Annotated in this window: 19 protein-coding genes and 3 tRNA genes; 13 read left to right on the plus strand and 9 right to left on the minus strand. The window is 52.6% G+C overall.

Annotated features, from left to right (window positions below; translation table 11 throughout):
* Window positions 1-33: 33 nt before the first annotated feature.
* Complete coding sequence (locus ACLBVC_RS08660) at window positions 34-1,290, minus strand: L-rhamnose isomerase (protein WP_410149270.1); 1,257 nt, start codon at window positions 1,288-1,290, stop codon at window positions 34-36.
* On the minus strand, window positions 1,287-2,771 hold the full coding sequence (rhaB, locus tag ACLBVC_RS08665; RefSeq protein WP_410149271.1) for a rhamnulokinase: 1,485 nt from the start codon (window positions 2,769-2,771) through the stop codon (window positions 1,287-1,289). Before rhaB ends, ACLBVC_RS08660 begins: the two co-directional genes overlap by 4 nt.
* Before the next feature lie 342 nt (window positions 2,772-3,113).
* Here rhaB and rhaS point away from each other — a divergent pair, with 342 nt between their 5' ends.
* Both rhaS and rhaR read left to right on the plus strand, forming a co-directional pair.
* Window positions 3,114-3,941, plus strand: coding sequence for an HTH-type transcriptional activator RhaS (gene rhaS / locus ACLBVC_RS08670; RefSeq protein ID WP_410149272.1), 828 nt, complete (start codon window positions 3,114-3,116; stop codon window positions 3,939-3,941).
* A 79-nt stretch (window positions 3,942-4,020) separates the two neighbouring features.
* Window positions 4,021-4,902, plus strand: a complete 882-nt coding sequence (rhaR, locus tag ACLBVC_RS08675) for an HTH-type transcriptional activator RhaR (protein WP_410149273.1) — start codon at window positions 4,021-4,023, stop codon at window positions 4,900-4,902.
* A 57-nt stretch (window positions 4,903-4,959) separates the two neighbouring features.
* On the opposite strand, the gene rhaT is transcribed toward rhaR, so the two are convergent.
* The gene (rhaT, locus tag ACLBVC_RS08680; RefSeq protein ID WP_410149274.1) at window positions 4,960-5,994 is read right to left on the minus strand and encodes an L-rhamnose/proton symporter RhaT; all 1,035 of its coding nucleotides are present in this window, start codon (window positions 5,992-5,994) and stop codon (window positions 4,960-4,962) included.
* 585 nt (window positions 5,995-6,579) lie between these two features.
* A complete protein-coding gene (locus ACLBVC_RS08685; RefSeq protein ID WP_410149275.1) occupies window positions 6,580-7,674 on the minus strand; it encodes a GGDEF domain-containing protein in 1,095 nt (364 codons plus the stop codon).
* Between the two features lie 403 nt (window positions 7,675-8,077).
* On the opposite strand from ACLBVC_RS08685, the gene ACLBVC_RS08690 reads away from it, so the two are divergent.
* The gene (locus tag ACLBVC_RS08690) at window positions 8,078-8,359 is read left to right on the plus strand and encodes a DUF1435 domain-containing protein (protein WP_410149276.1); all 282 of its coding nucleotides are present in this window, start codon (window positions 8,078-8,080) and stop codon (window positions 8,357-8,359) included.
* A gap of 115 nt (window positions 8,360-8,474) precedes the next feature.
* On the opposite strand, the gene ACLBVC_RS08695 is transcribed toward ACLBVC_RS08690, so the two are convergent.
* From ACLBVC_RS08695 to ACLBVC_RS08710, 4 genes are all read right to left on the minus strand, one after another.
* Window positions 8,475-8,561 (minus strand) — tRNA-Leu (locus ACLBVC_RS08695).
* Window positions 8,562-8,601: 40 nt separating this feature from the next.
* A tRNA-Leu gene (locus ACLBVC_RS08700) sits at window positions 8,602-8,687 on the minus strand.
* Between the two features lie 36 nt (window positions 8,688-8,723).
* Window positions 8,724-8,809, minus strand: a tRNA-Leu gene (locus tag ACLBVC_RS08705).
* A 191-nt stretch (window positions 8,810-9,000) separates the two neighbouring features.
* Entirely contained in the window at window positions 9,001-9,939 is a 939-nt protein-coding gene (locus tag ACLBVC_RS08710) for a LysR substrate-binding domain-containing protein (RefSeq protein ID WP_410149277.1), read from the minus strand.
* 134 nt (window positions 9,940-10,073) lie between these two features.
* Here ACLBVC_RS08710 and ACLBVC_RS08715 point away from each other — a divergent pair, with 134 nt between their 5' ends.
* Entirely contained in the window at window positions 10,074-11,069 is a 996-nt protein-coding gene (locus tag ACLBVC_RS08715) for an aldo/keto reductase (protein WP_410149278.1), read from the plus strand.
* Window positions 11,070-11,078: 9 nt separating this feature from the next.
* Here ACLBVC_RS08715 and rsmC read toward each other — a convergent pair whose 3' ends face one another.
* Complete coding sequence (gene rsmC, locus ACLBVC_RS08720; protein ID WP_410149279.1) at window positions 11,079-12,122, minus strand: 16S rRNA (guanine(1207)-N(2))-methyltransferase RsmC; 1,044 nt, start codon at window positions 12,120-12,122, stop codon at window positions 11,079-11,081.
* A gap of 114 nt (window positions 12,123-12,236) precedes the next feature.
* Here rsmC and ACLBVC_RS08725 point away from each other — a divergent pair, with 114 nt between their 5' ends.
* From ACLBVC_RS08725 to deoA, 9 genes are all read left to right on the plus strand, one after another.
* Complete coding sequence (locus ACLBVC_RS08725; protein WP_410149280.1) at window positions 12,237-12,650, plus strand: DNA polymerase III subunit psi; 414 nt, start codon at window positions 12,237-12,239, stop codon at window positions 12,648-12,650.
* Complete coding sequence (gene rimI / locus ACLBVC_RS08730; RefSeq protein ID WP_410149281.1) at window positions 12,619-13,062, plus strand: ribosomal protein S18-alanine N-acetyltransferase; 444 nt, start codon at window positions 12,619-12,621, stop codon at window positions 13,060-13,062. The genes ACLBVC_RS08725 and rimI overlap by 32 nt, the downstream gene beginning before the upstream one ends.
* Window positions 13,063-13,207: 145 nt before the next feature.
* Window positions 13,208-14,797, plus strand: coding sequence for a peptide chain release factor 3 (gene prfC, locus ACLBVC_RS08735; protein WP_195813666.1), 1,590 nt, complete (start codon window positions 13,208-13,210; stop codon window positions 14,795-14,797).
* Between the two features lie 420 nt (window positions 14,798-15,217).
* Complete coding sequence (gene osmY, locus ACLBVC_RS08740) at window positions 15,218-15,808, plus strand: molecular chaperone OsmY (protein WP_410149282.1); 591 nt, start codon at window positions 15,218-15,220, stop codon at window positions 15,806-15,808.
* 335 nt (window positions 15,809-16,143) lie between these two features.
* Entirely contained in the window at window positions 16,144-16,305 is a 162-nt protein-coding gene (locus ACLBVC_RS08745) for a DUF1328 domain-containing protein (RefSeq protein WP_101075078.1), read from the plus strand.
* A 327-nt stretch (window positions 16,306-16,632) separates the two neighbouring features.
* A complete protein-coding gene (locus ACLBVC_RS08750) occupies window positions 16,633-17,745 on the plus strand; it encodes a patatin-like phospholipase family protein (RefSeq protein ID WP_410149432.1) in 1,113 nt (370 codons plus the stop codon).
* A complete protein-coding gene (locus tag ACLBVC_RS08755) occupies window positions 17,742-18,530 on the plus strand; it encodes a TatD family hydrolase (protein WP_410149283.1) in 789 nt (262 codons plus the stop codon). The genes ACLBVC_RS08750 and ACLBVC_RS08755 overlap by 4 nt, the downstream gene beginning before the upstream one ends.
* Before the next feature lie 539 nt (window positions 18,531-19,069).
* Window positions 19,070-19,849 (plus strand): deoxyribose-phosphate aldolase, encoded by a 780-nt coding sequence (gene deoC / locus ACLBVC_RS08760; protein WP_410149284.1) that lies wholly within the window; start codon window positions 19,070-19,072, stop codon window positions 19,847-19,849.
* 90 nt (window positions 19,850-19,939) lie between these two features.
* Entirely contained in the window at window positions 19,940-21,268 is a 1,329-nt protein-coding gene (deoA, locus tag ACLBVC_RS08765) for a thymidine phosphorylase (protein ID WP_410149285.1), read from the plus strand.
* Window positions 21,269-21,355: the final 87 nt, after the last annotated feature.

The raw sequence follows: 21,355 nt of genomic DNA on the forward strand, positions 1-21,355 counted from the left end.
GTGAATGCTTTTAAGCCATAAATTCTTCGATAATCAGCGTTTTGCCAGCACGCTGGTTTCGTAATGACGAACGGTATCCAGCCACTGACCGCCGACCGGTACGTCGTGGCGCTGGCAATACATGTCCCAGACGGCCTGCCACGGCAGCGATTTTTGTTCTTCCAGCAGGGCCAGACGGGCGGTGTAATCGCCTTTGACTTCCAGTTTTTTCAGCAAGTCGGTCGGTTCCAGCAGCGCTTTCAGCAAGGCTTTTTTCATGTTGCGCGTGCCGATGACCCAGGCGGCGATGCGGTTGATAGAGGCGTCGAAGAAATCCAGCCCGATATGCACGCGGTTGAACAGGTTATGGCGCACAATTTCGCTGGCGATGGCCTGCGTTTCGTCATCCAGCAGCACGACGTGGTCGCTGTCCCAGCGCACCGGACGGCTGACGTGCAGCAGCAGGCGCGGCACATACAACATCGCCGCCGAGATTTTGTCGGAGATCACTTCGGTCGGATGGAAATGCCCGGCATCGAGGCACAGCGCGGTGCCGCGGCTGGCGGCGTAGCCCAGATAGAATTCGTTGGAGCCGACGGTGTAGCTTTCAGAGCCGATGCCGAAAAGTTTGCTTTCGACGGCGTCGATGTGCTCGGTGATATCAAACTTCTCGGCAATCACTTCGTCGAGCGCACTCATCAGGCGCTGGCGCGGTGCCAGACGATCCACGGTGACATCTTTCATGCCGTCCGGAACCCAGATATTCATGACGGAAGGTGTGCCCAGCGCACGGCCAAAGGAGGCGGAAACGCGGCGGCTGGCCTGGCAATGTTCAATCCAGAACTGGCGGATTTCCGGGTTGGCGCTGGAGAGCGTGAAGCCATCCGCACTCATCGGATGCGAGAAACAGGACGGGTTAAAATCCAGACCCAGTTTGTTTTTCTTCGCCCAGTCTACCCAGGCGGTAAAATGTTTTGGTTCGATTTCATTGCGCGGAACCGGTTTATCGGATTCCAGATAAATAGCGTGCAGGTTCAGACGATTAGGTCCGGGGATCATTGAGATCGCCAGTTCTAAATCCGCCCGCAGTTGCTGTGCATTTCGCGCTTTGCCCGGGTAATTCCCGGTCGCCTGAATACCGCCGGTCAGCCCGCCTTCCGGATTTTCAAAACCCGCGACGTCATCCCCCTGCCAGCAATGAATTGAAACCGGCAAGGTATCGAGTTGTTTAATTGCGGCTTCGGCATCAATGCCCAGTTGGGCAAAACGTTCTTTAGCAAGCGTCCATGCGTTGTCGATAGATGAAGTCATACTGCGAGCTCCTCATTGGCGTGACAGAGCGCCTGGAATCGGCGCCAGTGAATTGGGAAATCCTCGTGAATACGGGGGAGGTAATGGCGTTGCTCGAAATTCGTGGCGACAATGCGACGAAATTCAGCGGCGTCTTTTACGGCATCAAGGGCCATCAGCTGGCAGCCGATATTGCCAAGCGTGGAGGCTTCAACCGGCCCGGCGCTGACGTTTACTTCGCAGGTGTCGGCGCAAAGCTGGTTCAGGAACTGGTTCTGACTGCCACCACCGACAATGTGTATGTCGCGAAGCGGTTCGCCTTGCAGCGTCGCCAGTTGCACGGAAACCTGCCGGTAAAGCATGGCGAGGCTGTCGAAAATGCAACGCGCCAGTTCAGCCGGTGAGTTTGGAACTGCTTCTCCCGCCTGTTCGCAGGCTTCGCGGATGGCGGCGACCATCGACGGCGGATTAATAAAGCGCTCTTCGTTAGGGTTAATCAGATAGGTGAACGGCGGGACGTTTTTGGCCAGCGTAATTAATGAAGGCAGATCCTGAACATTCAGTTCGCGGCAGACGCGCTGGAACAGCCATAGCCCCATGATATTGCTCAGTACGCGATAGCTGCCGTTGATGCCGCCTTCATTGGTGACATTATCGTGCAGCGCGCCGGCGTGATTGAACGCTTTCGGGCTTTCGATGCCCATCAGCGACCAGGTGCCGGAGCTGATATAGGCGCTGTGTGTGCCAGTGAGCGGAGCTGCGACGACTGCGCTGGCGGTGTCATGCGTGGCGACACTGAAAACGGGCACACTGCGGCCGCGCGGGCTGTGCCACAGGCCGGGAGAATGGCCGGGCTGGCTCGGTTTTGTCAGCCAGTGGCGCGGAACACCCGCCAGTTTCAGCAGATCTTCATCCCAGTCGCCGGTGGCAATATTCAGCATCTGCGTGGTGCTGGCGTTGGTGTATTCCTGATTCAGTTTTCCGGTGAGACGGTAAAGGAAATAATCCGGGATCATCAGCAGATGCGCGGCTTTCTTCACGACCTCAGGCTGTTGTTCGCTCAATGCCCGCAACTGGTACAGCGTATTGAACGGCATAAACTGGATACCGGTTTTCTGATAAATCGCTTCGCGGCTCAGTTGTTGTTCCATGCGTGCCATCACGCCTTCGGTGCGGTTGTCACGGTAGGAAACGGGCTGCCCCACGCGATGGCCCTGCTCATCAATCAGGACAAAATCCACGCCCCAGGTATCAATGCCGATACCGTCGAGCTGAATGCCGGATGCATCCAGACGGTTCAGCCCTTCGAGAATGTGTTTCTCCAGCACATCGAGATCCCAGGTTTCGTGACCGTCAATGTGAATCAGGTTATTGGGAAAACGGTGAATTTCTTTCAGCGTCAGCGTTGCTGCCGGGTCTGCATCGTGGCGTGTAAACGTCGCCAGCATTACCCGGCCGCTGGAAGCGCCGAGGTCAATAGCGGCAAGATGGTGAGTTCTCATAGCGGCCATTCCTTATTGAATATGCGGCCAGTGTAGGGGAGGCGTTGCGGGGTCACCTTCCGGTGATTGCCACCGGTTTTGACGGGATGGCAGCATTAAAAAGGTAGATGCGAGGCAGATCACAGATCAGCCGAAAGCTGCCTCTGGCGAGGTTTTGCAAACGGGGATGCGAGCGGGGCGGGCGACTGTGATCTTCGCCGCAGATCTGTTGCGTGATGGGGTGAATCTTAAAAATCTGACCGTTTATGACGTTTTTCACGCCGCCGTTTGAAGGTAAGAACGGCACGCGCAGGGTAGGGTTGTTTTCCGAAGCATCATGATTTCCTGAAACGGAGGCGATAAATGACGTTACTGAAGGGTGATGATTATTTTGCGGCACCTGAGCTGACTGTGACGGTTGAGCGACGTCTTCCGCAAGACGTTTTCCCGGAGCATTACCACGATTTCCACGAGATTATGCTGGTGGAAAGCGGATCGGGCGTGCACATCTTTAATGACAATCCGTATACCCTGACCGCCGGAACGGTGTGTTTTGTCCGTGCCAGCGATCATCATCTGTTTGAAAACGTGGATAACCTGCGGCTAACGAATGTACTTTTCCGTTCGCCAAAAGCGTTTCGCTTTATTCAGGACGTCGGCCATTTTCTGCCGCAGGAGCATCACTACCAGTCGCAGATCCACTGGCAGCTCAGCCCGTGCGTGCTGCATCAGGTTCTGCACTGTATCGCGCAGCTTGAATCACTGCCCGCCAGCGTGGAAATGGAACATATCGCCACGCGTGAAAGTCTGTTCCTACAGTTGTTGATCCTGCTTTATCAGGACTGTTTCCAGCCACAATTGCGAGATACCTCGGAAAACAGGGTTAACCAACTTTTGCAATGGCTCCAGTCACATTACAGTGAGGACGTTAACTGGACCGAGGCCGCCGAACGTTTTTCGCTGGCGCTGCGTACACTGCACCGGCAGATGAAGCATTACACCGGCATGACGCCTCAGCGATATCTTAACCGCCTGCGCTTGCTGGAAGCCCGCCGTCGTTTACACCACAGCGATCAGAGCATTACGGATATCGCTTATGCTTGCGGGTTCAGTGACAGTAACCATTTCTCGACGCAGTTCCGTCGGGAATTTTCGGTGTCGCCAAAACTCATGCGTGATCAGCTACGTTAAGCGGTGCCTCTTGTGCGTTCAGGTTTTTGCCTGAGCCGCCTCGTTTATCTTGCCGTCAAACGGGTATGGGATTGCTGCTATGTCTTTAAGACTCAATAAAAATGACCTCTTTCTGACCGGGATGAACTCGGTCGTGGTAGAAGAGCGCCATCCGCAGGCGGATTTCCCGACCCATGACCATGATTTCGATGAACTGGTGATCGTCTGGCGTGGTAACGGCATGCATATCTGGAACGATATTCCCTATCCCATTACCTGCGGCGACCTGTTTTACATCAACGCCAGAGATCGGCACAGCTATGAATCGGCCAATGAACTGGCGCTTGATAATGTGCTGTTTTGCCGCGAACGTTTCCGGCTGGAAGCTGACTGGGCGCAATTATTGCCGGGCGAAAATGCCAGCCAGGAACAGCGTTACTGGCGGCTGAGCACGCTCGGGATGTCCGTTTTGCGCGATAAAGTGGATGAGCTGGCGAAGGAATGTATGAAATCCGAGCCGCTGTCTGTTCAGTTGAGTGAGGCGTTGCTGATGCAACTGGCGCTGCTTTTGCTGCGCTTCCGGCACCGTCCGGACAGCGGCGCGTTGCCCGACGCACATCAGCTGGATTTATTGCTTATGGCGCTGCGGGCAGGCATTGCCGAACCGTTCAATCTGGAGACGTTTTGTCAGCAACATCAGCTGAATCCCCGCAGTCTGCGGACGTTATTCAAGCAACATACCGGGCTGAGTGTGATGAGTTATTTGCGCCAGCTCAGGTTGTGCCGGGCGATGAGCCTGCTGCGTTATGGCAACATGGCGATTGGTGACGTGGCCGCCGAATGCGGCTTTGACGACAGTAATTATTTTTCCGTGGTGTTTAACCGTGCCTACGGTGTTTCGCCAAGGGATTACCGGCAGCGGTTTATTGCTCAGGCGAAAAAGGCGCCGCCACGGCCTTTCCCGCTTATTACGGCAGACTGATAACGGCAGGTTCTTAACGGCAAAGCAGGCCCTGCCGTTAAGTGACAAAAACCGAAATCAGAGAGCCATTCCCAGCCCGACGATATTGGCGGCCAGAATAATCACCAGTGCGCCGAGGCAAAGAATGCGCACCGGTTTTCTGCCAACGCCCGCCCATTCTTTCAGAACCAGACCGATGAGCCCGCCGCAAAGCACGTAGAAACTCATGTGCAACATCCAGCTCATATAGTCGTATTCGATGGGAATGCTCGCGTGTCCCCAGGCGTAAAAGAAGAACTGCAGATACCACATGGTACCGCCCAGGATGGAGAACAGGATATTGGCCACCAGCAGGGATTTCGCCACGGACATGTCCGCCCTGAGCGAAAGGTTTTTTCGCGTCGCGAGGCGAATGATGCAGAAACCAAGGTTAACGATAGCGCCGCCGCCCATGATCACCACATAACTCGGCAGCGCCACGTAAAGCGGGTCGATGCCCTGCGCGCGTGCCGCTTCGTGCATGGGTACCGCTGCGCTCATCGCAAATGACATCCCGGCGGAGAAAATCCCGCACATCACCGCCAGAATCAGCCCTTTTTTCAGATTAAATTCTTCCGCCTGAATCCCCAGTGCTTTCTCTTTCAGATAACCGGCGTAACTGACAATCGCCACGCCAATCACCGCCACCAGCACGCCGAGCAGCGTTAACCGGCCACCGGCGGTACCGAACAACATACCGATTTTGCCTTGCAGAACCGGTGTCATGAGCGTACCGATTATCAGGGTGATCCCGATAGCGATACCTATTCCCAGCGACATCCCGAGATAGCGCATTGTTAGCCCGTAATTGATGTTCCCGATCCCCCACATTGCGCCGAACAGGAAGACCGGCAGCAGGGTAGCAAAGCTGAACGAGCCGTAATACGCCCAGAAATCGGGCAGAAGTACGTAGCTCACCGCCCACGGTAAAATAATCCAGGAAAAGAAGCCGCCCAGCGACCACATGGTCTCCCAGGACCAACTTTTCACTTGCTTGAAAGGTGCATAGAAGCACGCTGCGCTGGCGGCTCCTATCAGATGCCAGATAATCCCTAAAACTATCGAACTGTTCATACACTGGACCTTTTTGTTATGTAGAGAAACAAAGTTGTGACGAGGTAAATAAACCGGCCATAACACGCTGATCCGTCAGAAGTCAGTACGGCGGGTGGGCAGTAGTGTAAGAAGTGTTCGATCTGGCAGCCTTCCGGTCAGTGCCACAGGGAAATCGCCTTTGGCACTCGCCGGAAGATGGCAGTGAGTGAGTTCACAGATTTGGAAGTGGGCCGAATAATGGCGTTAAAACAATAAAATAGACGAGTTTGGCAACATAAGATATGGACGCACGAAAGGTGAGGTACGTCCTGCACGGTCTGAGGATGACCGCGATTAGGATTATTGTTATCTACCTTATTTTTGAGGGGATTTGAAGGGGGGTGTTTTATTTAAGCAGACCAGTCAATTCGGCGGGTAACATTCAAAAAGTTAAACATGCCGTTTAACTTTCAGCCTGAACCATTAATCAGGCCGAAAGTTGAATGATTATGCAGTGATAATGAATGAGCGCGCTTTTGTATCCAATATGCCTGCCGCATAATTATCGCTGGCAAGAATAATAACAATAAGCGCATTGTTATCGATGTTACTTTTTAACAATAATCAGGCTAATTTTTCTTCAGCGATTTCCTGATGCTCATTATTTTCTTCCCAGGCATAAAATATTTTATTACGCCCGCTGTTTTTGGCTTTATACAGTGAGGCATCAGCCTGACCCAAAGCACTAATAAAATCGCCTTCTTCCAGCGCGGCCAGCCCCGCACTCACCGTGACGTGTGTGGAGACCTGTACGTTAAACAAATGCGGGATATTCAGTCCCAGAACCTTATTCTGGATTCGTTCAGCCATGCGAGTCGCGTGTTCCTGCTTAACGTTGGACATCAGTACCAGAAACTCTTCTCCGCCGTAACGAACGACCACATCCCGTGAACGCACGGCGTCACGTATTGCCGCAGATACACGCACCAGAGCCTGATCGCCCATGCTGTGGCCGTAGTTGTCGTTGTAAGCTTTGAAGTGATCGATATCGAGCAGCATCACGTAATGACCGGAGGCCTGATTAAAAAGAGTTTCCAGCTTGTTTTGCAGGCCACGGCGATTATACAGGCCGGTAAGGGGATCAAGCATACTGAGATCGCTGAACTTTTCCCTTTCGCTGTAGAGGTTTGACACCATTCTGCGCGTGAATTCATCGCTGCGTTTGAGCATCAGGTGGTGCAGCCACAGCCCGATCAGCGGCAGCATGACGGTGAACAGGATATGCCCGATATGCTTAAAGTCGTCCAAAAAAATGACGCAAAGAGTGGAAGGTACTGCATGCAGGCAAAATGCCAGGAAATTATCTGACAAAGCGATGGCGCTGATAAAGAATATACTGAGTAAACTGATGACCAGATAATTTTTATCTGTTTGGCCGACTTCTTCAAATCGCAATGCTATTTGCCAGGCCCATAGCAGACCGACAATGACAGAACACATATTCAGATGTGCTGAGTAATTTTTCTTACTGAAATAAGAAAATATTAACCCGCCGCAACAAAGTGTAAAAATCACGACCAGTGGGAATGGGATAGCGACGGCATTATCGGGGGGATAAACCATAGAAAATAGCGCAGTGGCACTGTTTAAAAAAAAGAATAGGAGCATCGCCAGCCGATGTTTGCTTCTCAGCAGTTCATCATAGGAATGAGATATCATCAAATTTACTCTATTTAGCGTGTGTTGTTCTGAATAGATAAAGACTCTTATCGCCCTATACCGCGTGCTTATTCCATTAAGACAAGTTCCATGCAGGCAGGCTAATAGTTCTAATGGGAAATTATTAGAATTCTATAAATATAGTTTTTAGAGTGACTATTGTAAAAAATTTAATTAACTGTGTTTCACTAATTTGATTTAGCGTTTCTAAAATTAGCACTTTTGTACGCAGGTGTCACCCAAACGGAGGGCAAGACTGAAAATATCCGCGCAGACTGAAAGATAAATGCAGACGTGCTGTCAGACAGACGTTATGTCGTCTGATTTATTGCGTGGATGACTGGTAAATGAGAAAAAATCCTATATGATATTGGTTCTCATTATCAGTGTTTGGAGCAGGGTTATGATACCGGCAATTGTCATGGCATGTGGGATCTGGGCAGTTGTATGGATGTTGGGCAGGCGTCTTACCAGCGGCTGGGGCGTTTTACTGCCGTGTGCGCTGATGCCTTTACTGGCACTGGCGCATATGACGCTGGATCAGCTGCGTGTTCTGGTTGTGGTCGCGATGCTGGTGACGCTGGTCATGCTGTTCCACCGGACGCTGCGCCATTATCTGCTGTTACCTTCGTTCATGGCGCTGGCAGGCGGGCTTGCGGCAGTGACGTTGAATTTTAGTTTGTGATAAATCGGGAGTATGAGTATGAGAAACAGGAAAAGCAGTCATGCTAAGGGGATTTTTTACTTTTTGAAATCTAAGGCGTTAATACAGGAAGGGAAAACCGAAGAACAGAATCATGTGGTGCGAAGAGAGGGACTTGAACCCTCACGTCCGTAAGAACACTAACACCTGAAGCTAGCGCGTCTACCAATTCCGCCACCTTCGCACAGATGAATTCTGCTTACTGCTGATTTATATCACCGGAGTGGTGCGAAGGGAGGGACTCGAACCCTCACATCCGAAGGACACTAACACCTGAAGCTAGCGCGTCTACCAATTCCGCCACCATCGCGTACCGTGCCGTGCAATATAAATCTTGTGATTGTTTTGGTGCGAAGGGAGGGACTCGAACCCTCACATCCAAAGGACACTAACACCTGAAGCTAGCGCGTCTACCAATTCCGCCACCATCGCGAACCAATTGATTACTGTGTTGACGTCATCGAAATGTCATCAGCAAGTAACACAACCACGGGGGCGAATTCTAGAGATTTTCCCACAGGCGTCAACTGTTATTTCCCCCATTTCGGACGGTTGATGTAAAAAACAACATATTCGCGGTGAATGGGTCAATCTGCCAGAATGATTCCAGGTTAATTGATGGTTTAATCAGCCATTTTTCTATTAATGACAGACGGCGCCACTAACGCATCAGGCTGCGAAAAGAGCGCAATCAGCCAGTCAAGAAACACCCGAATCCGGGGAGCAAGAAAACGTCCCGGCGGATACATGATGTACAGCGGCATCGGCGGCGGCGTCAAATCGGACAAGACTTCCACCAGTTCTCCCCGTTCCAGTTCCTCCGCAATTGCCAGCCTTGATGCCTGAATCAGGCCAAAGCCCGCTTTTGCCGCGGCCACGTAGGCATCCGCGCCACTGACCGCCAGCGTGCTGTGCAACGGGATTTTTTCGACCGTGCCGCCGGTGACAAATTCCAGGTGTGATTCCGGCTGCTGGTGCGCGAAAAAATAGCCAATGGCGTGATGTCTATTGAAATCATCCCGTGTTTTTGGAACGCCGAATTTCGTGAAATATTCCGGGGACGCGCAGGTGATTTGTTCAAGATTGGCCAGATGCCGCGATTGCAGATTTTCATCTTCAGATGGCCACGCACGAATCACGCAATCCACCCCCTGATCGAGCAGATTGACTGAGTTGTCATTGGCGCTGACGCTCAGGGTGATATGCGGGTAGCGTTCATAAAATGTCTGTAACGCCGGAATTACCATCACGCGTGCCAGCGAATGCGGCATATCTATCCTGACCACGCCGGTTGGCTGATTTTTATGATGCGCAAAAAGCGTATTCGCTTCTTCCAGCGCCGCGAGCAATTGCAGGCAGCGCTGGTAGTAAATTTTGCCTTCATCAGTAATTTTTACCTGACGCGTGGTGCGCAAAAACAGGCGAACGCCCAGCCGCTGTTCGAGCCGTTTCAGCGTCGTGCTGACCGTTGCGCGCGGTAAATCAAGGTCTTCCGCCGCGCGGCTAAAACTCTCCAGTTCGGCGATACGGATGAAAATTTTCATTGCCTGTATCTGATCCATTTTGATTCTCCGCAGGCACTCACGATTGTTTGCGATTTATGAACAGTGTTGCACGTTTTGCATGATTTATCTTATCCACAATAACAACCACACTTCCTCCCGTTACTTACTCTTCATGTCTCGAGGGAATCTTAATGAAACAACGTCAGCTTGGAAAAATGGGTCCGATGGTGTCAGCGCTCGGTTTGGGTTGCATGGGCATGAGCGATTTCTACACCACCGGTCAGGATGAAAAAGAGTCGATGGCGACGCTGGAACGTGCGCTGGAACTGGGCGTCACGATGTTTGATACCGCCGACGTTTACGGCCCGCATACCAATGAAGAACTGCTGGGACGTTTTCTGAAAGGGCGTCGCGATAAAGTTTTCCTGGCCACCAAATTCGGCATCGTGCGTGACCTCGCGAACCCGCACGCACGCGCCACCAACGGACATCCGGATTATGTCCGTCAATCCGTTGAAGGCAGCCTGAAGCGTCTGGGGACGGATGTTATCGATCTCTATTATCAGCACCGCCCTGACCCGTCTGTTCCCGTTGAGGAAACTATGGGCGCGCTGGCGGATCTGGTTCAGGAAGGAAAGATCCGTTACATCGGGCTGAGCGAAGTGTCTGTCAGCCTGCTGGAGCGTGCGCACAAAGAGCATCCGGTTACCGCGCTGCAAACGGAATATTCGCTGTGGTCGCGGGATGTGGAAGCCGAAATTTTGCCGGCGTGCGAACGCCTTGGCATTGGTTTTGTGCCGTACAGCCCGCTGGGACGCGGTTTTCTGACCGGACAAATCCGTTCAATGGATGATCTTGAGCCTGACGATTACCGTCGCTTCAGCCCGCGTTTCGAAGGTGAAAACTTTGCGAAGAATCTGCAACTGGCGGAAAAAATCGGTGAACTGGCGCAGGAAAAAGGGGTGAAACCGTCGCAGCTGGCGCTGGCGTGGGTGCTATCGCGTAACGATAATCTGGTGCCAATCCCTGGCACCAAACGTCGTCATTATCTTGAGGAAAACATCGCCGCGCTTGATGTCTCCCTGAGTGAAGCCGAAATCGCGGCGATCGAAGCAGTGTTTCCTTTCCACGTTGCGGCGGGTGAACGTTACAACGCAGAAATGATGCGTATCCTCAGCGAGCAGTAAAACGACGGATTAACGCTTTTTCTTTGGATCACGCGGCGGACGGCCACGTACTGCTTTGTACACTTTGAAGCGGCCATTTTGTGCCAGTACTTCATGGCTGCCAAACGTGTCATCCAGCAACGCGGCGTACGGCAGGAAAGCGTTAGCCACAATGCGCAGTTCGCCGCCGATATTCAGATGGCTGACCGCGCCACGGATCAGCTGCTCAGCCGCCGTCAGGCTGGTTTGCAGACCTTCGTGGAATGGCGGGTTGGAGATGATCATGTCAAAACGACCGGCAATGTCGGAATAGACGTTGCTGGCGATCACTTCGCCCGGTAAATCATTGGCGGCCAGTGTGGCGCGGCTGGCTTCGATAGCAGCTGCGCTCACATCGCTCAGCGTCACTTTCATTTTTGGTGAATACATTGCCAGAACGGATGCCAGAACGCCGGAACCACAAGCTACATCCAGCACTTTTCCCTTGATCGGCTCTTCGAAGCTGTTGATCAGCAACAGGCTTCCGCTGTCCAGACCTTCACGGCTGAATACGCCCGGCAGGGTTTTGATGGTCACTTCTTCGACCCTGTACTCATCCCACCAGCCCTCTGCATCAAATTCAGGCTGTTTTTCCAGGCGCCCGTGATACAGACCGCAACGGCGCGCGCTGTCGATTTTGCTCAGTTCGCACAGGCCTTCAAGCGTAGTTTCCGCACTGCGAACACCGCTGCGGTTTTCGCCGATGACAAAAACGTCGATACCGACAGGCAATTGTGAGAGCAGGTTGAAGAGCTGGAATTTGGCTTCCAGCTTGCTCTTCGGCCAGTAATACACCAGCACATCGCAAGGCGCGATCAGGTCGGCGTCGGCCAGTAAGCCGAACTGGACGTTGTCGCCCAGCGTTTTGCTGAGCATCTGCCAGTGGTGGTACATATTGGTGTGAACGCGGACTTCTTCGGCATCGAGTTCAGCAGGCAGGTTATCTTGTAAGTCGCCGGCAAACAGGACGCGGCGGCCTTCAAATTCTTCGCTATGGCGCAGTATGACTTCGCTGGCCGGAGTTAATGCAGACATCAGGGTGTGGCTCCTCAGGAATGTAACGCGCGATTATAGAGGTTTATTGGCGCATGTTCGATGTGTTTGCTAGCATAGCCGGGCTTTTCGCTATTCAACGGGCAGGGATCAGGCATGGCATCCAGACGAGACACACTGTTACAACAGCTGGGCATTACCCAGTGGACGCTGCGCCGGCCTGCAGTTTTGCAGGGTGAAGTCGCCGTCAGCCTGCCTGCGGATACAAAATTATTGATTGTCGCCGACGTGCCGCCCGCAGAAGATGATCCGCTGGTACGCGATGTGCTGCGCAGTCTGGCGCTGGCTGAACCACAGGTTTATCGCCTGACGCCGGAACAGGTAACGATGTTGCCGGAAGAAACCCGCTGCAATATCTGGCGACTGGGTTTAAGCGAACCGCTTACGCTCGCCGGTACGCAGTTATCCAGCCCGGCTCTCGCCGAGCTTTATCAAGACGCCAGCGCGAAACGCGCACTCTGGCAGCAGATCTGTGAAAATGAACAACATTTCTATCCTGACGCCCGCTGATCTTCCCTGCGCATTTGAAATTGAACAGGCCAGCCACGCCTTCCCGTGGACGGAAAAAACGCTCGCCAGCAATCAGGGCGAACGCTATCTGAATCTCAAAATCATGCACAACGACGTGATGGCAGGTTTTGCTATTACGCAAATCGTTCTTGATGAAGCCACGCTGTTCAATATCGCCATCGATCCGGCATTTCAGCGTCAGGGCTTAGGCCGGGCCTTGCTGGAAGACGTCATCCAACAGATTGAGAAAAAAGACGTTTTCACGCTCTGGCTGGAAGTTCGCGCCTCCAACGCCAAAGCCATCGCGTTATACGAAAGCCTGGGCTTTAACGAAGTCTCCGTCCGCCGTAACTATTATCCCGCTGCACAAGGCCGCGAAGACGCCATCATGATGGCGCTGCCGCTGGGCTAGCGCACAAAAAAACCATTGATTGCCCATCCCGTCTAAATCAGTGAAAATAGTCGGCTATAACTTTTATTACCGCTTTGCCTGACGTCACCTTCTGACGTGATGTGAATCCCGATGCAGGGCGGACCAACCGCAGAAACGTGAAAACATGTCTCCAAGTGAATACGCCCTTGAAGTGGCTAAGCGCCGCACATTTGCCATCATCTCTCACCCCGATGCCGGTAAAACCACTATTACTGAAAAAGTTCTGTTATTTGGACAGGCAATCCAGACCGCCGGTACGGTAAAAGGCCGTGGCTCAAGCCATCACGCCAAATCCGACTGGATGGAAATGGAAAAACAACGTGGTATTTCCATCACCACGTCCGTGATGCAGTTTCCGTATAAACAGTGTCTGGTCAACCTGCTCGATACCCCGGGGCACGAAGACTTCTCCGAAGATACTTACCGTACCCTGACCGCCGTTGACTGCTGTCTGATGGTGATCGACGCCGCGAAAGGTGTTGAAGACCGGACCCGTAAACTGATGGAAGTTACCCGTCTGCGTGATACGCCAATCCTGACTTTCATGAACAAACTCGACCGTGACATCCGTGACCCGATGGAAGTGATGGACGAAGTTGAGCGCGAACTGAAAATCGCCTGCTCGCCAATTACCTGGCCGATCGGTTGCGGTAAATTGTTCAAAGGTGTTTATCACCTTTATAAAGACGAAGTTTATCTGTATCAGACCGGTAAAGGTCACACCATTCAGGAAGTCCGCGTGGTGAAAGGTCTGGATAACCCGGAACTGGACGCTGCCGTTGGCGAAGATCTGGCGATGCAGTTGCGTGAAGAGCTGGAACTGGTTCAGGGCGCGTCCCATGAATTTGACCATGAAGCGTTCCTGCAGGGCGAACTGACGCCAGTCTTCTTCGGTACCGCACTGGGTAACTTCGGTGTTGACCATATGCTTGACGGTCTGGTGGATTGGGCGCCTGCGCCGATGCCACGTAAAACCGACTTGCGTGAAGTGAAAGCCGACGACGAGAAATTCACCGGTTTCGTATTTAAAATTCAGGCCAACATGGACCCGAAACATCGCGACCGCGTGGCGTTTATGCGTGTTGTTTCCGGTAAGTACGAAAAAGGCATGAAACTGCGTCAGGTGCGTACCGGCAAAGACGTCGTGATTTCCGATGCACTGACCTTTATGGCCGGTGACCGTTCCCACGTTGAAGAAGCGTATCCGGGCGACATCATCGGTCTGCATAACCACGGTACCATTCAGATTGGCGACACCTTTACGCAGGGTGAGAACATGAAGTTCACCGGCATCCCTAACTTTGCCCCTGAACTGTTCCGTCGTATCCGTCTGCGTGATCCGCTGAAACAGAAACAGCTGCTGAAAGGGTTGGTTCAGCTGTCAGAAGAAGGCGCGGTTCAGGTCTTCCGTCCGATCTCCAACAACGATTTAATCGTCGGTGCGGTCGGTGTTCTTCAGTTTGAAGTAGTCGTGGCGCGTCTTAAAAGCGAATACAACGTGGAAGCGATTTACGAGTCAGTGAACGTTTCAACGGCGCGCTGGGTAGAATGCAGCGACGTGAAGAAATTCGAAGAATTTAAACGTAAGAATGAAACTAACCTGGCGCTCGATGGCGGCGATAATCTGGCGTATATCGCTCCAACCATGGTGAATCTGAACCTGGCTTCAGAGCGTTATCCGGAAGTGAAATTCCGTAAAACCCGCGAGCATTAATTCTGCTTCGCGTGGCTTTTGATGAAAAAGACGGCAATCTGGCCGTCTTTTTTTTCGCCTTTTGCCATTCTGCGCAATTTTCCCCTGTTCAATTTCTCCTCTCTTTGCCCGAAAAACGGGCAGAATTCGCGTGAAGTCCTAAGACTTGTCTGCATTCGCGGGCGTATCCGGCGATCTTCCTACTAATTTGATCATTCTTGACTATATTAAATGTGTGTTCAGGAAATGATGGCTTAAAGCACTGTCTTAAAGTCACGATGCAGAGTGTTATATCGCTTGGCGATTAAAAGCCAGAATAAAACGACGTACTCTGCTTCTCCTGACGTGAAAACAGCAGCAATACAAATTGTTAGGAGACGTCACCAAGACTGTGACGTGAAGGGCCCCGATTGAGGCTCACAAACTGAAAGGAAGAAATCGATGAAAAACTCTAAATTTGCCTATTCAATGATGGCCGTAGTTCTGGGTACCGCGCTGATGAGCGGTAGTGCACTGGCTGCAACTACCACGGATAGCGCAGGTGCAAAAATCGATAGCTCCATGAAGAAAGTTGATAACTACATGGGCGACAGCGCCATCACAGCAAAAGTGAAAAGTGCTTTGGTGGATGATAAAGCCATCAAAAGCAGCGACATTTCGGTGACCACAAACTCTGGCGTCGTGACGCTGAGCGGTTTTGTGGGTTCACAAGCCGAAGCAGAGCAAGCTGTTGCGGCAGCGACAAAAGTTGAAGGCGTGAAATCAGTCAGTGACAAACTGCACACCAAAGACAGCAAAGATCAGAGTGTAAAAGGCTACGCGGGTGATACTGCGACCACGGCTTCGGTAAAAGCGAAACTGCTGGCTGACGATATCGTCCCTTCACGTAACGTGAAAGTGGAAACCACTGATGGCGTCGTCCAGCTTTCCGGTTCAGTAAAAGATCAGGCGCAGTCTGACCGTGCTGAAAGTGTGGCTAAAACCGTTGATGGCGTAAAAAGCGTCAAAAACGACCTGAAAGTCGCACCATAATTTTTCTGAGTCAAAGGTGCCAGTCCCGGCGGGTCAGGCACCGTTTTATGAATAACGCATAACAATATTTTGTGTTGCCCGCTGAATATCGGGTCGTGTAGACCATGTGGATCACCTTTGTCCGTTTATTTATACAAAGCTTTGTACAAATAAATCGATGCCGGAGACGCTAACACTTTAATTTTTCGACTACCTTTAATAGGTAATGTGTTGGGTTATCAGGCGCTGAGCCGATAAAAAAGGCGTCAGAAAGATAAACGTTTCACAGTGACAATGGCCCGAAGCGGGGCACCACCTTTAAACTGGCAAAGTGAAAATAGGGTAAGGAGAAGCTTATGTTTCGTTGGGGCATTATTTTTCTAATCATCGCGTTGATCGCGGCAGCACTCGGTTTCGGTGGATTAGCGGGTACCGCGGCATGGGCTGCAAAAATCGTCTTCGTCGTCGGTATTATCTTGTTCCTCATCAGCTTGTTTACCGGCCGCAAGAGACTCTGACGCTGTAACGCAGTAAAGCGATAACGGTTTAAAATATCACTCTCGCCCCCTTCTTTGAACGCACTGCTAAAGGCCGTGTTTTGAAAGAAGGGGGCGAGACTTTTTTTGGATTTTGTTCAGGCAGATACGTATTTCGTTAACAGGAAGTAACGATTTTATCGGCCAATTCAGGTAAGTAATTCACGCAAAACGAGAAGTCGGGGTATGCTCAGAAAGGAGGCCGGAAAAAGGCCAATCGTGTAATGCCGATTTTGCGAGGATAGCGCGTTGGGATACAGAATACCTGTCACGCTGGGGAACATAGAACCACTGGCGTACAAGCCTTATATGCCGGGGAAAATCGCCCTGGTGTGTGAAGGAGGAGGACAGAGAGGCATTTTTACCGCCGGCGTTTTGGACGAATTCCAGCGGGCTCGTTTTAATCCTTTTGATCTCTATCTGGGCACGTCAGCAGGCGCACAAAACCTTTCCGCGTTTGTGTGCGGCCAGCCCGGTTATGCCCGAAGAGTGATCACCCGTTACACCACCAGCCCGGACTTTTTCAATCCCCTGCGCTTTGTGCGCGGCGGGCATCTTATCGATCTTGACTGGCTGGTCGATCAAACATCGAAAAACATGCCGCTGGCGATGGAAAGTGCAGAAAAACTGCTGATCGACGGCCGCGAGTTTCTGATGTGCGCTTGCCGCAGCGATGATTACACCGCCAACTACTTTGCGCCGACGCGTGAAAACTGGCTGCCGGTGATTAAGGCCTCCAGCGCGATCCCCGGTTTCTACCGCATGGGCGTGGATCTGGATGGCATCAGCTATCAGGATGGCGGGATCAGCGATGCGATCCCGGTCGAGGAAGCCTACCGCCGCGGTGCAGACACCATTGTGGTGATCCGCACTGTGCCTTCGGCGATGTTCTACACGCCGCAGTGGATGAAACGGATGGAGCAGTGGCTGAGTGAAAGCAGCCTGCAACAGCTGGTGCGCATGATGCAGCATCACGAAGAAAGCTATCACCGGATTCAGCAATTCATTGAAAATCCGCCGGATGACGTGCGTATTTTCGAAATTTTCCCGCCTAAACCTTTAGCCAGCCATGCGTTGGGCAGTCGTCTTCCGGCGCTGAATCAGGATTATCATCTCGGCCGTCGTTGCGGGCGTTATTTCCTTTCGGCTGCCGCGCACTGGCTTTTGCCGCGTGAAAATGAGCGGCCTTATCCGCAGATCACTCCGCGCGTGACCCGGCCCAAAAGTGTTGTTGTCCCGCAGGACGAACCGGAGAATGTGATCCCGCTGGCCGCTGCCAGCAGCACAATCGAACAGATTATTCTCGATCCCGCCGTGCTGACGGATATGGTCACTGATGGCGGCGTAGTCCGTCCGGCGGCAATGAGCGACAATGCGCCGCCTGAGAGCCATTATCCGGCCAGCGAAGGTGACAAGCTGTGAGTTACACATTTATCGATACACACTGCCACTTCGATTTCCCGCCTTTCACCGGTGCGGAAGCGGAAAGCCTGCATCTCGCCGGTGAATCGGGCATCCGCGAAATTATCGTGCCAGCCGTCACGGCAGATCGCTTTCTCGGCATTCTCGCGCTTGCCAAAAACTATCCACAGATCCACGCCGCGCTGGGGCTGCATCCTTTATACATCGCGCAGCATAAAGAACAGGATCTCGAATTGCTCGAAGCGTTTCTCAGCCATCGGGATGCGCGGCTGGTCGCAGTGGGGGAGATTGGGCTGGATTTATACATGGAATCCCCGATGTTTGAACAACAACAGCGGTTGCTTAAAGCTCAGTTTTCCCTGGCAAAAAAAGAAAATCTGCCGGTCATTTTGCATTCACGTCGCAGCCACGATCAGCTCGCTGCGATGTTACGGCAGGCGAAACTGCCCGCGACCGGCGTGGTACACGGTTTTGCCGGAAGCCTTTCTCAGGCGCAGGCGTTTATCAAACTCGGTTATGCGATAGGCGTCGGCGGAACGATAAGTTACGAACGTGCGCAGAAAACCCGCCAGGTGATGGCGCAATTGCCACTCTCTTCTTTATTACTGGAAACCGATGCGCCGGACATGCCGTTGCAGGGTTTTCAGGGGCAGCCCAACCGGCCGGAACGCGCTGCGGCGGTGTTTGATGTGTTATGCGAATTGCGGACGGAATCTGCGCAAGAAATCGCCAACACACTGCTCGCCAATACCCGACGGGTTTTTCAGCTATCTGCACTGCAGTAATTCGGTTTGTTTTTTTTGTGATTTAAATAACATTATTGCTCACCCGCATTTCTTGCTACCTGTGCATTCTCAGCTGTGATGCAATTTATGTTCTCTTTAAAATGTTATTATTATAACATTGCCTGCAAGATCGCCAGTCGGCGTTCTCTGTATATCCGCCAAAACTTCGTTTGTCATGAATCGGGTATACACTCTTATCTGGATTAGACACTGAGCATAACGCCGTTAAAATGTGACTTGAGTCTCATTTTAATAAGCAACGTTGCAAACGGTTTTCATTTTGTGTGAAATACTGCACACAGGAACCTGATGTGACGTGTTCAAATAGTCACAATGAATTGGCATCAGCCAATCCAAGCGCGGTGAGAAGGATCTCAGTTGCCACGTAAGCCACAGGGTTTACGCACGCTATCTTCATGGAACCAAGTCCGCTCGCCAACGTGCAGAATTCTTTCCCCGATGTTAACCGTCGGAATGAATTCATGACTGTATGCTCAGTTCTGGCCGGTCGCTGGAATTGAAAATTGTTGGAGAGTTATATGACCGATTTAACCGCCGCAGCGCAACGTGCGCTGAACCTGATGGATTTAACCACGCTGAACGAAGACGACACCGATGCAAAAGTGATCGCGCTTTGTCACCAGGCAAAAAGCCCGGCAGGTAACACCGCTGCAGTCTGTATTTATCCTCGTTTTATCCCGATTGCGCGTAAAACTCTGCGTGAGCAAGGGACGCCAGATATCCGTATCGCCACCGTCACGAACTTCCCGCACGGTAATGACGATCTTGAAATCGCGCTGGCAGAAACCCGCGCCGCCATTGCTTACGGTGCCGACGAAGTTGACGTGGTATTCCCATACCGCGCACTGATCGCAGGTAACGAGCAAATCGGTTTTGAGATGGTTAAACAGTGCAAAGAAGCCTGTGCAGCCGCGAACGTTCTGCTGAAAGTGATCATCGAAACCGGTGAGCTGAAACAGGACGCGCTGATCCGCAAAGCCTCCGAAATTGCTATCAAAGCAGGCGCTGATTTCATCAAAACCTCAACCGGCAAAGTGCCTGAAAACGCAACATTACACAGTGCTGAACTGATGATGAGCGTGATTGCTGAGATGGGCGTGGGCAAAGACGTTGGTTTCAAACCGGCCGGTGGCGTGAAAACCGCTGAAGACGCTGCGCAATATCTGGCACTGGCTGACCGCTTGCTGGGCCGCGAATGGGCTGATGCACGTCACTTCCGTTTTGGCGCTTCAAGCCTGCTGGCAAGCCTGCTGACCACTCTGGGTCACGCTGGCCAGAAAGCCACCAGCAGCTATTAATCACCGATACACGAATTTTGCCGCGGCGCTGTTTAACAGCGCCCGGTATTCGCGTCCGTATGCGGCGCTCAGCTTAAGCAGGGGGATACCTTGTTTCTCGCACAAGAAATTATTCGAAAAAAACGTGATGGCCAGCCTTTAAGCGACGAAGAAATTCGTTTCTTTGTGAACGGTATTCGCGACAGTCAGGTTTCAGAAGGTCAGATTGCTGCACTGGCAATGACCATATATTTCAATGATATGACTATGAAAGAGCGCGTTTCGCTGACCATGGCGATGCGCGATTCCGGCACCGTGCTGGACTGGAAAAGCCTCAACCTGAACGGCCCTATTGTGGATAAACATTCCACCGGCGGCGTGGGTGACGTGACTTCCCTGATGTTAGGTCCGATGGTCGCTGCGTGCGGCGGTTATGTGCCGATGATTTCCGGCCGCGGGCTGGGTCATACCGGCGGTACGCTGGACAAACTCGAAGCCATTCCGGGCTTTGATATTTTCCCGGACGACAGCCGTTTCCGCAGCATTATTCAGGATGTCGGTGTGGCGATTATCGGCCAGACCAGCTCGCTGGCACCGGCAGACAAACGTTTCTACGCAACGCGTGATATTACCGCGACCGTGGATTCTATCCCGCTGATTACCGCGTCAATCCTCGCCAAAAAACTGGCAGAAGGGCTGGACGCGCTGGTCATGGACGTCAAAGTGGGCTCCGGCGCGTTTATGCCGACCTACCAGCTTTCAGAAGATCTGGCACAGGCGATTGTGGATGTGGCAAATGGCGCGGGTTGCAAAACCACGGCGCTGCTCACCGACATGAACCAGGTGCTGGCGTCCAGCGCCGGTAACGCAGTCGAAGTGCGCGAAGCCGTTCGCTTCCTGACCGGCGAATACCGCAATCCGCGCCTGCTCGAAGTCACGATGGCGCTGTGTGTGGAAATGTTGCTGTCCGGCGGACTGGCAAAAGACGACGCAGATGCCCGCAGCAAATTGCAGGCCGTTCTCGACAACGGCAAAGCGGCCGAAGTCTTTGGTCGCATGATTGCGGCGCAAAAAGGCCCGACCGATTTCATCGAACATTACGACCGTTATCTGCAACAGGCCACACTGACCAAGCCGGTGTATGCCGAAACTCAGGGCATTGTCAGTGCGATGGATACGCGTGCGCTGGGCATGGCCGTAGTTTCACTGGGTGGCGGTCGCCGCCGCGCCAGCGATGCTATCGACTACAGCGTCGGTCTGACCCACATGGCTCAGTTGGGGCAGCAGGTGGATACCCGCCAGCCGCTGGCGATGATCCATGCCAACAGCGAAGCGGCCTGGCAGCAGGCAGCGGAAGAAGTGCGGGCTGCCATTGTCCTGAGTGACAAAGCGCCGGAAAGCACGCCGGTGGTGTATCGCCGAATCGGCGGCAACGCTTGATTTCAGGCTAAATCGCCCCCATTTAAGAATGATCAGGTGCGCGGCAGTTCCGCGTGACCCAATGCGTAACCATTCGCAGGAGAGCAA

Source organism: Rahnella selenatireducens, from assembly GCF_046449555.1.
Classification (GTDB): Bacteria; Pseudomonadota; Gammaproteobacteria; order Enterobacterales; family Enterobacteriaceae; genus Rahnella; species Rahnella selenatireducens.

Bases quoted from the DNA above. Each gene is read 5' to 3' on its own strand.
- ACLBVC_RS08660 (WP_410149270.1), bottom strand. From the start codon at position 1,290: ATGACTTCATCTATCGACAACGCATGGACGCTTGCTAAAGAACGTTTT.
- rhaB (WP_410149271.1), bottom strand. From the start codon at position 2,771: ATGAGAACTCACCATCTTGCCGCTATTGACCTCGGCGCTTCCAGCGGC.
- rhaS (WP_410149272.1), top strand. From the start codon at position 3,114: ATGACGTTACTGAAGGGTGATGATTATTTTGCGGCACCTGAGCTGACT.
- rhaR (WP_410149273.1), top strand. From the start codon at position 4,021: ATGTCTTTAAGACTCAATAAAAATGACCTCTTTCTGACCGGGATGAAC.
- rhaT (WP_410149274.1), bottom strand. From the start codon at position 5,994: ATGAACAGTTCGATAGTTTTAGGGATTATCTGGCATCTGATAGGAGCC.
- ACLBVC_RS08685 (WP_410149275.1), bottom strand. From the start codon at position 7,674: ATGATATCTCATTCCTATGATGAACTGCTGAGAAGCAAACATCGGCTG.
- ACLBVC_RS08690 (WP_410149276.1), top strand. From the start codon at position 8,078: ATGATACCGGCAATTGTCATGGCATGTGGGATCTGGGCAGTTGTATGG.
- ACLBVC_RS08710 (WP_410149277.1), bottom strand. From the start codon at position 9,939: ATGGATCAGATACAGGCAATGAAAATTTTCATCCGTATCGCCGAACTG.
- ACLBVC_RS08715 (WP_410149278.1), top strand. From the start codon at position 10,074: ATGAAACAACGTCAGCTTGGAAAAATGGGTCCGATGGTGTCAGCGCTC.
- rsmC (WP_410149279.1), bottom strand. From the start codon at position 12,122: ATGTCTGCATTAACTCCGGCCAGCGAAGTCATACTGCGCCATAGCGAA.
- ACLBVC_RS08725 (WP_410149280.1), top strand. From the start codon at position 12,237: ATGGCATCCAGACGAGACACACTGTTACAACAGCTGGGCATTACCCAG.
- rimI (WP_410149281.1), top strand. From the start codon at position 12,619: ATGAACAACATTTCTATCCTGACGCCCGCTGATCTTCCCTGCGCATTT.
- prfC (WP_195813666.1), top strand. From the start codon at position 13,208: ATGTCTCCAAGTGAATACGCCCTTGAAGTGGCTAAGCGCCGCACATTT.
- osmY (WP_410149282.1), top strand. From the start codon at position 15,218: ATGAAAAACTCTAAATTTGCCTATTCAATGATGGCCGTAGTTCTGGGT.
- ACLBVC_RS08745 (WP_101075078.1), top strand. From the start codon at position 16,144: ATGTTTCGTTGGGGCATTATTTTTCTAATCATCGCGTTGATCGCGGCA.
- ACLBVC_RS08750 (WP_410149432.1), top strand. From the start codon at position 16,633: ATGCCGGGGAAAATCGCCCTGGTGTGTGAAGGAGGAGGACAGAGAGGC.
- deoC (WP_410149284.1), top strand. From the start codon at position 19,070: ATGACCGATTTAACCGCCGCAGCGCAACGTGCGCTGAACCTGATGGAT.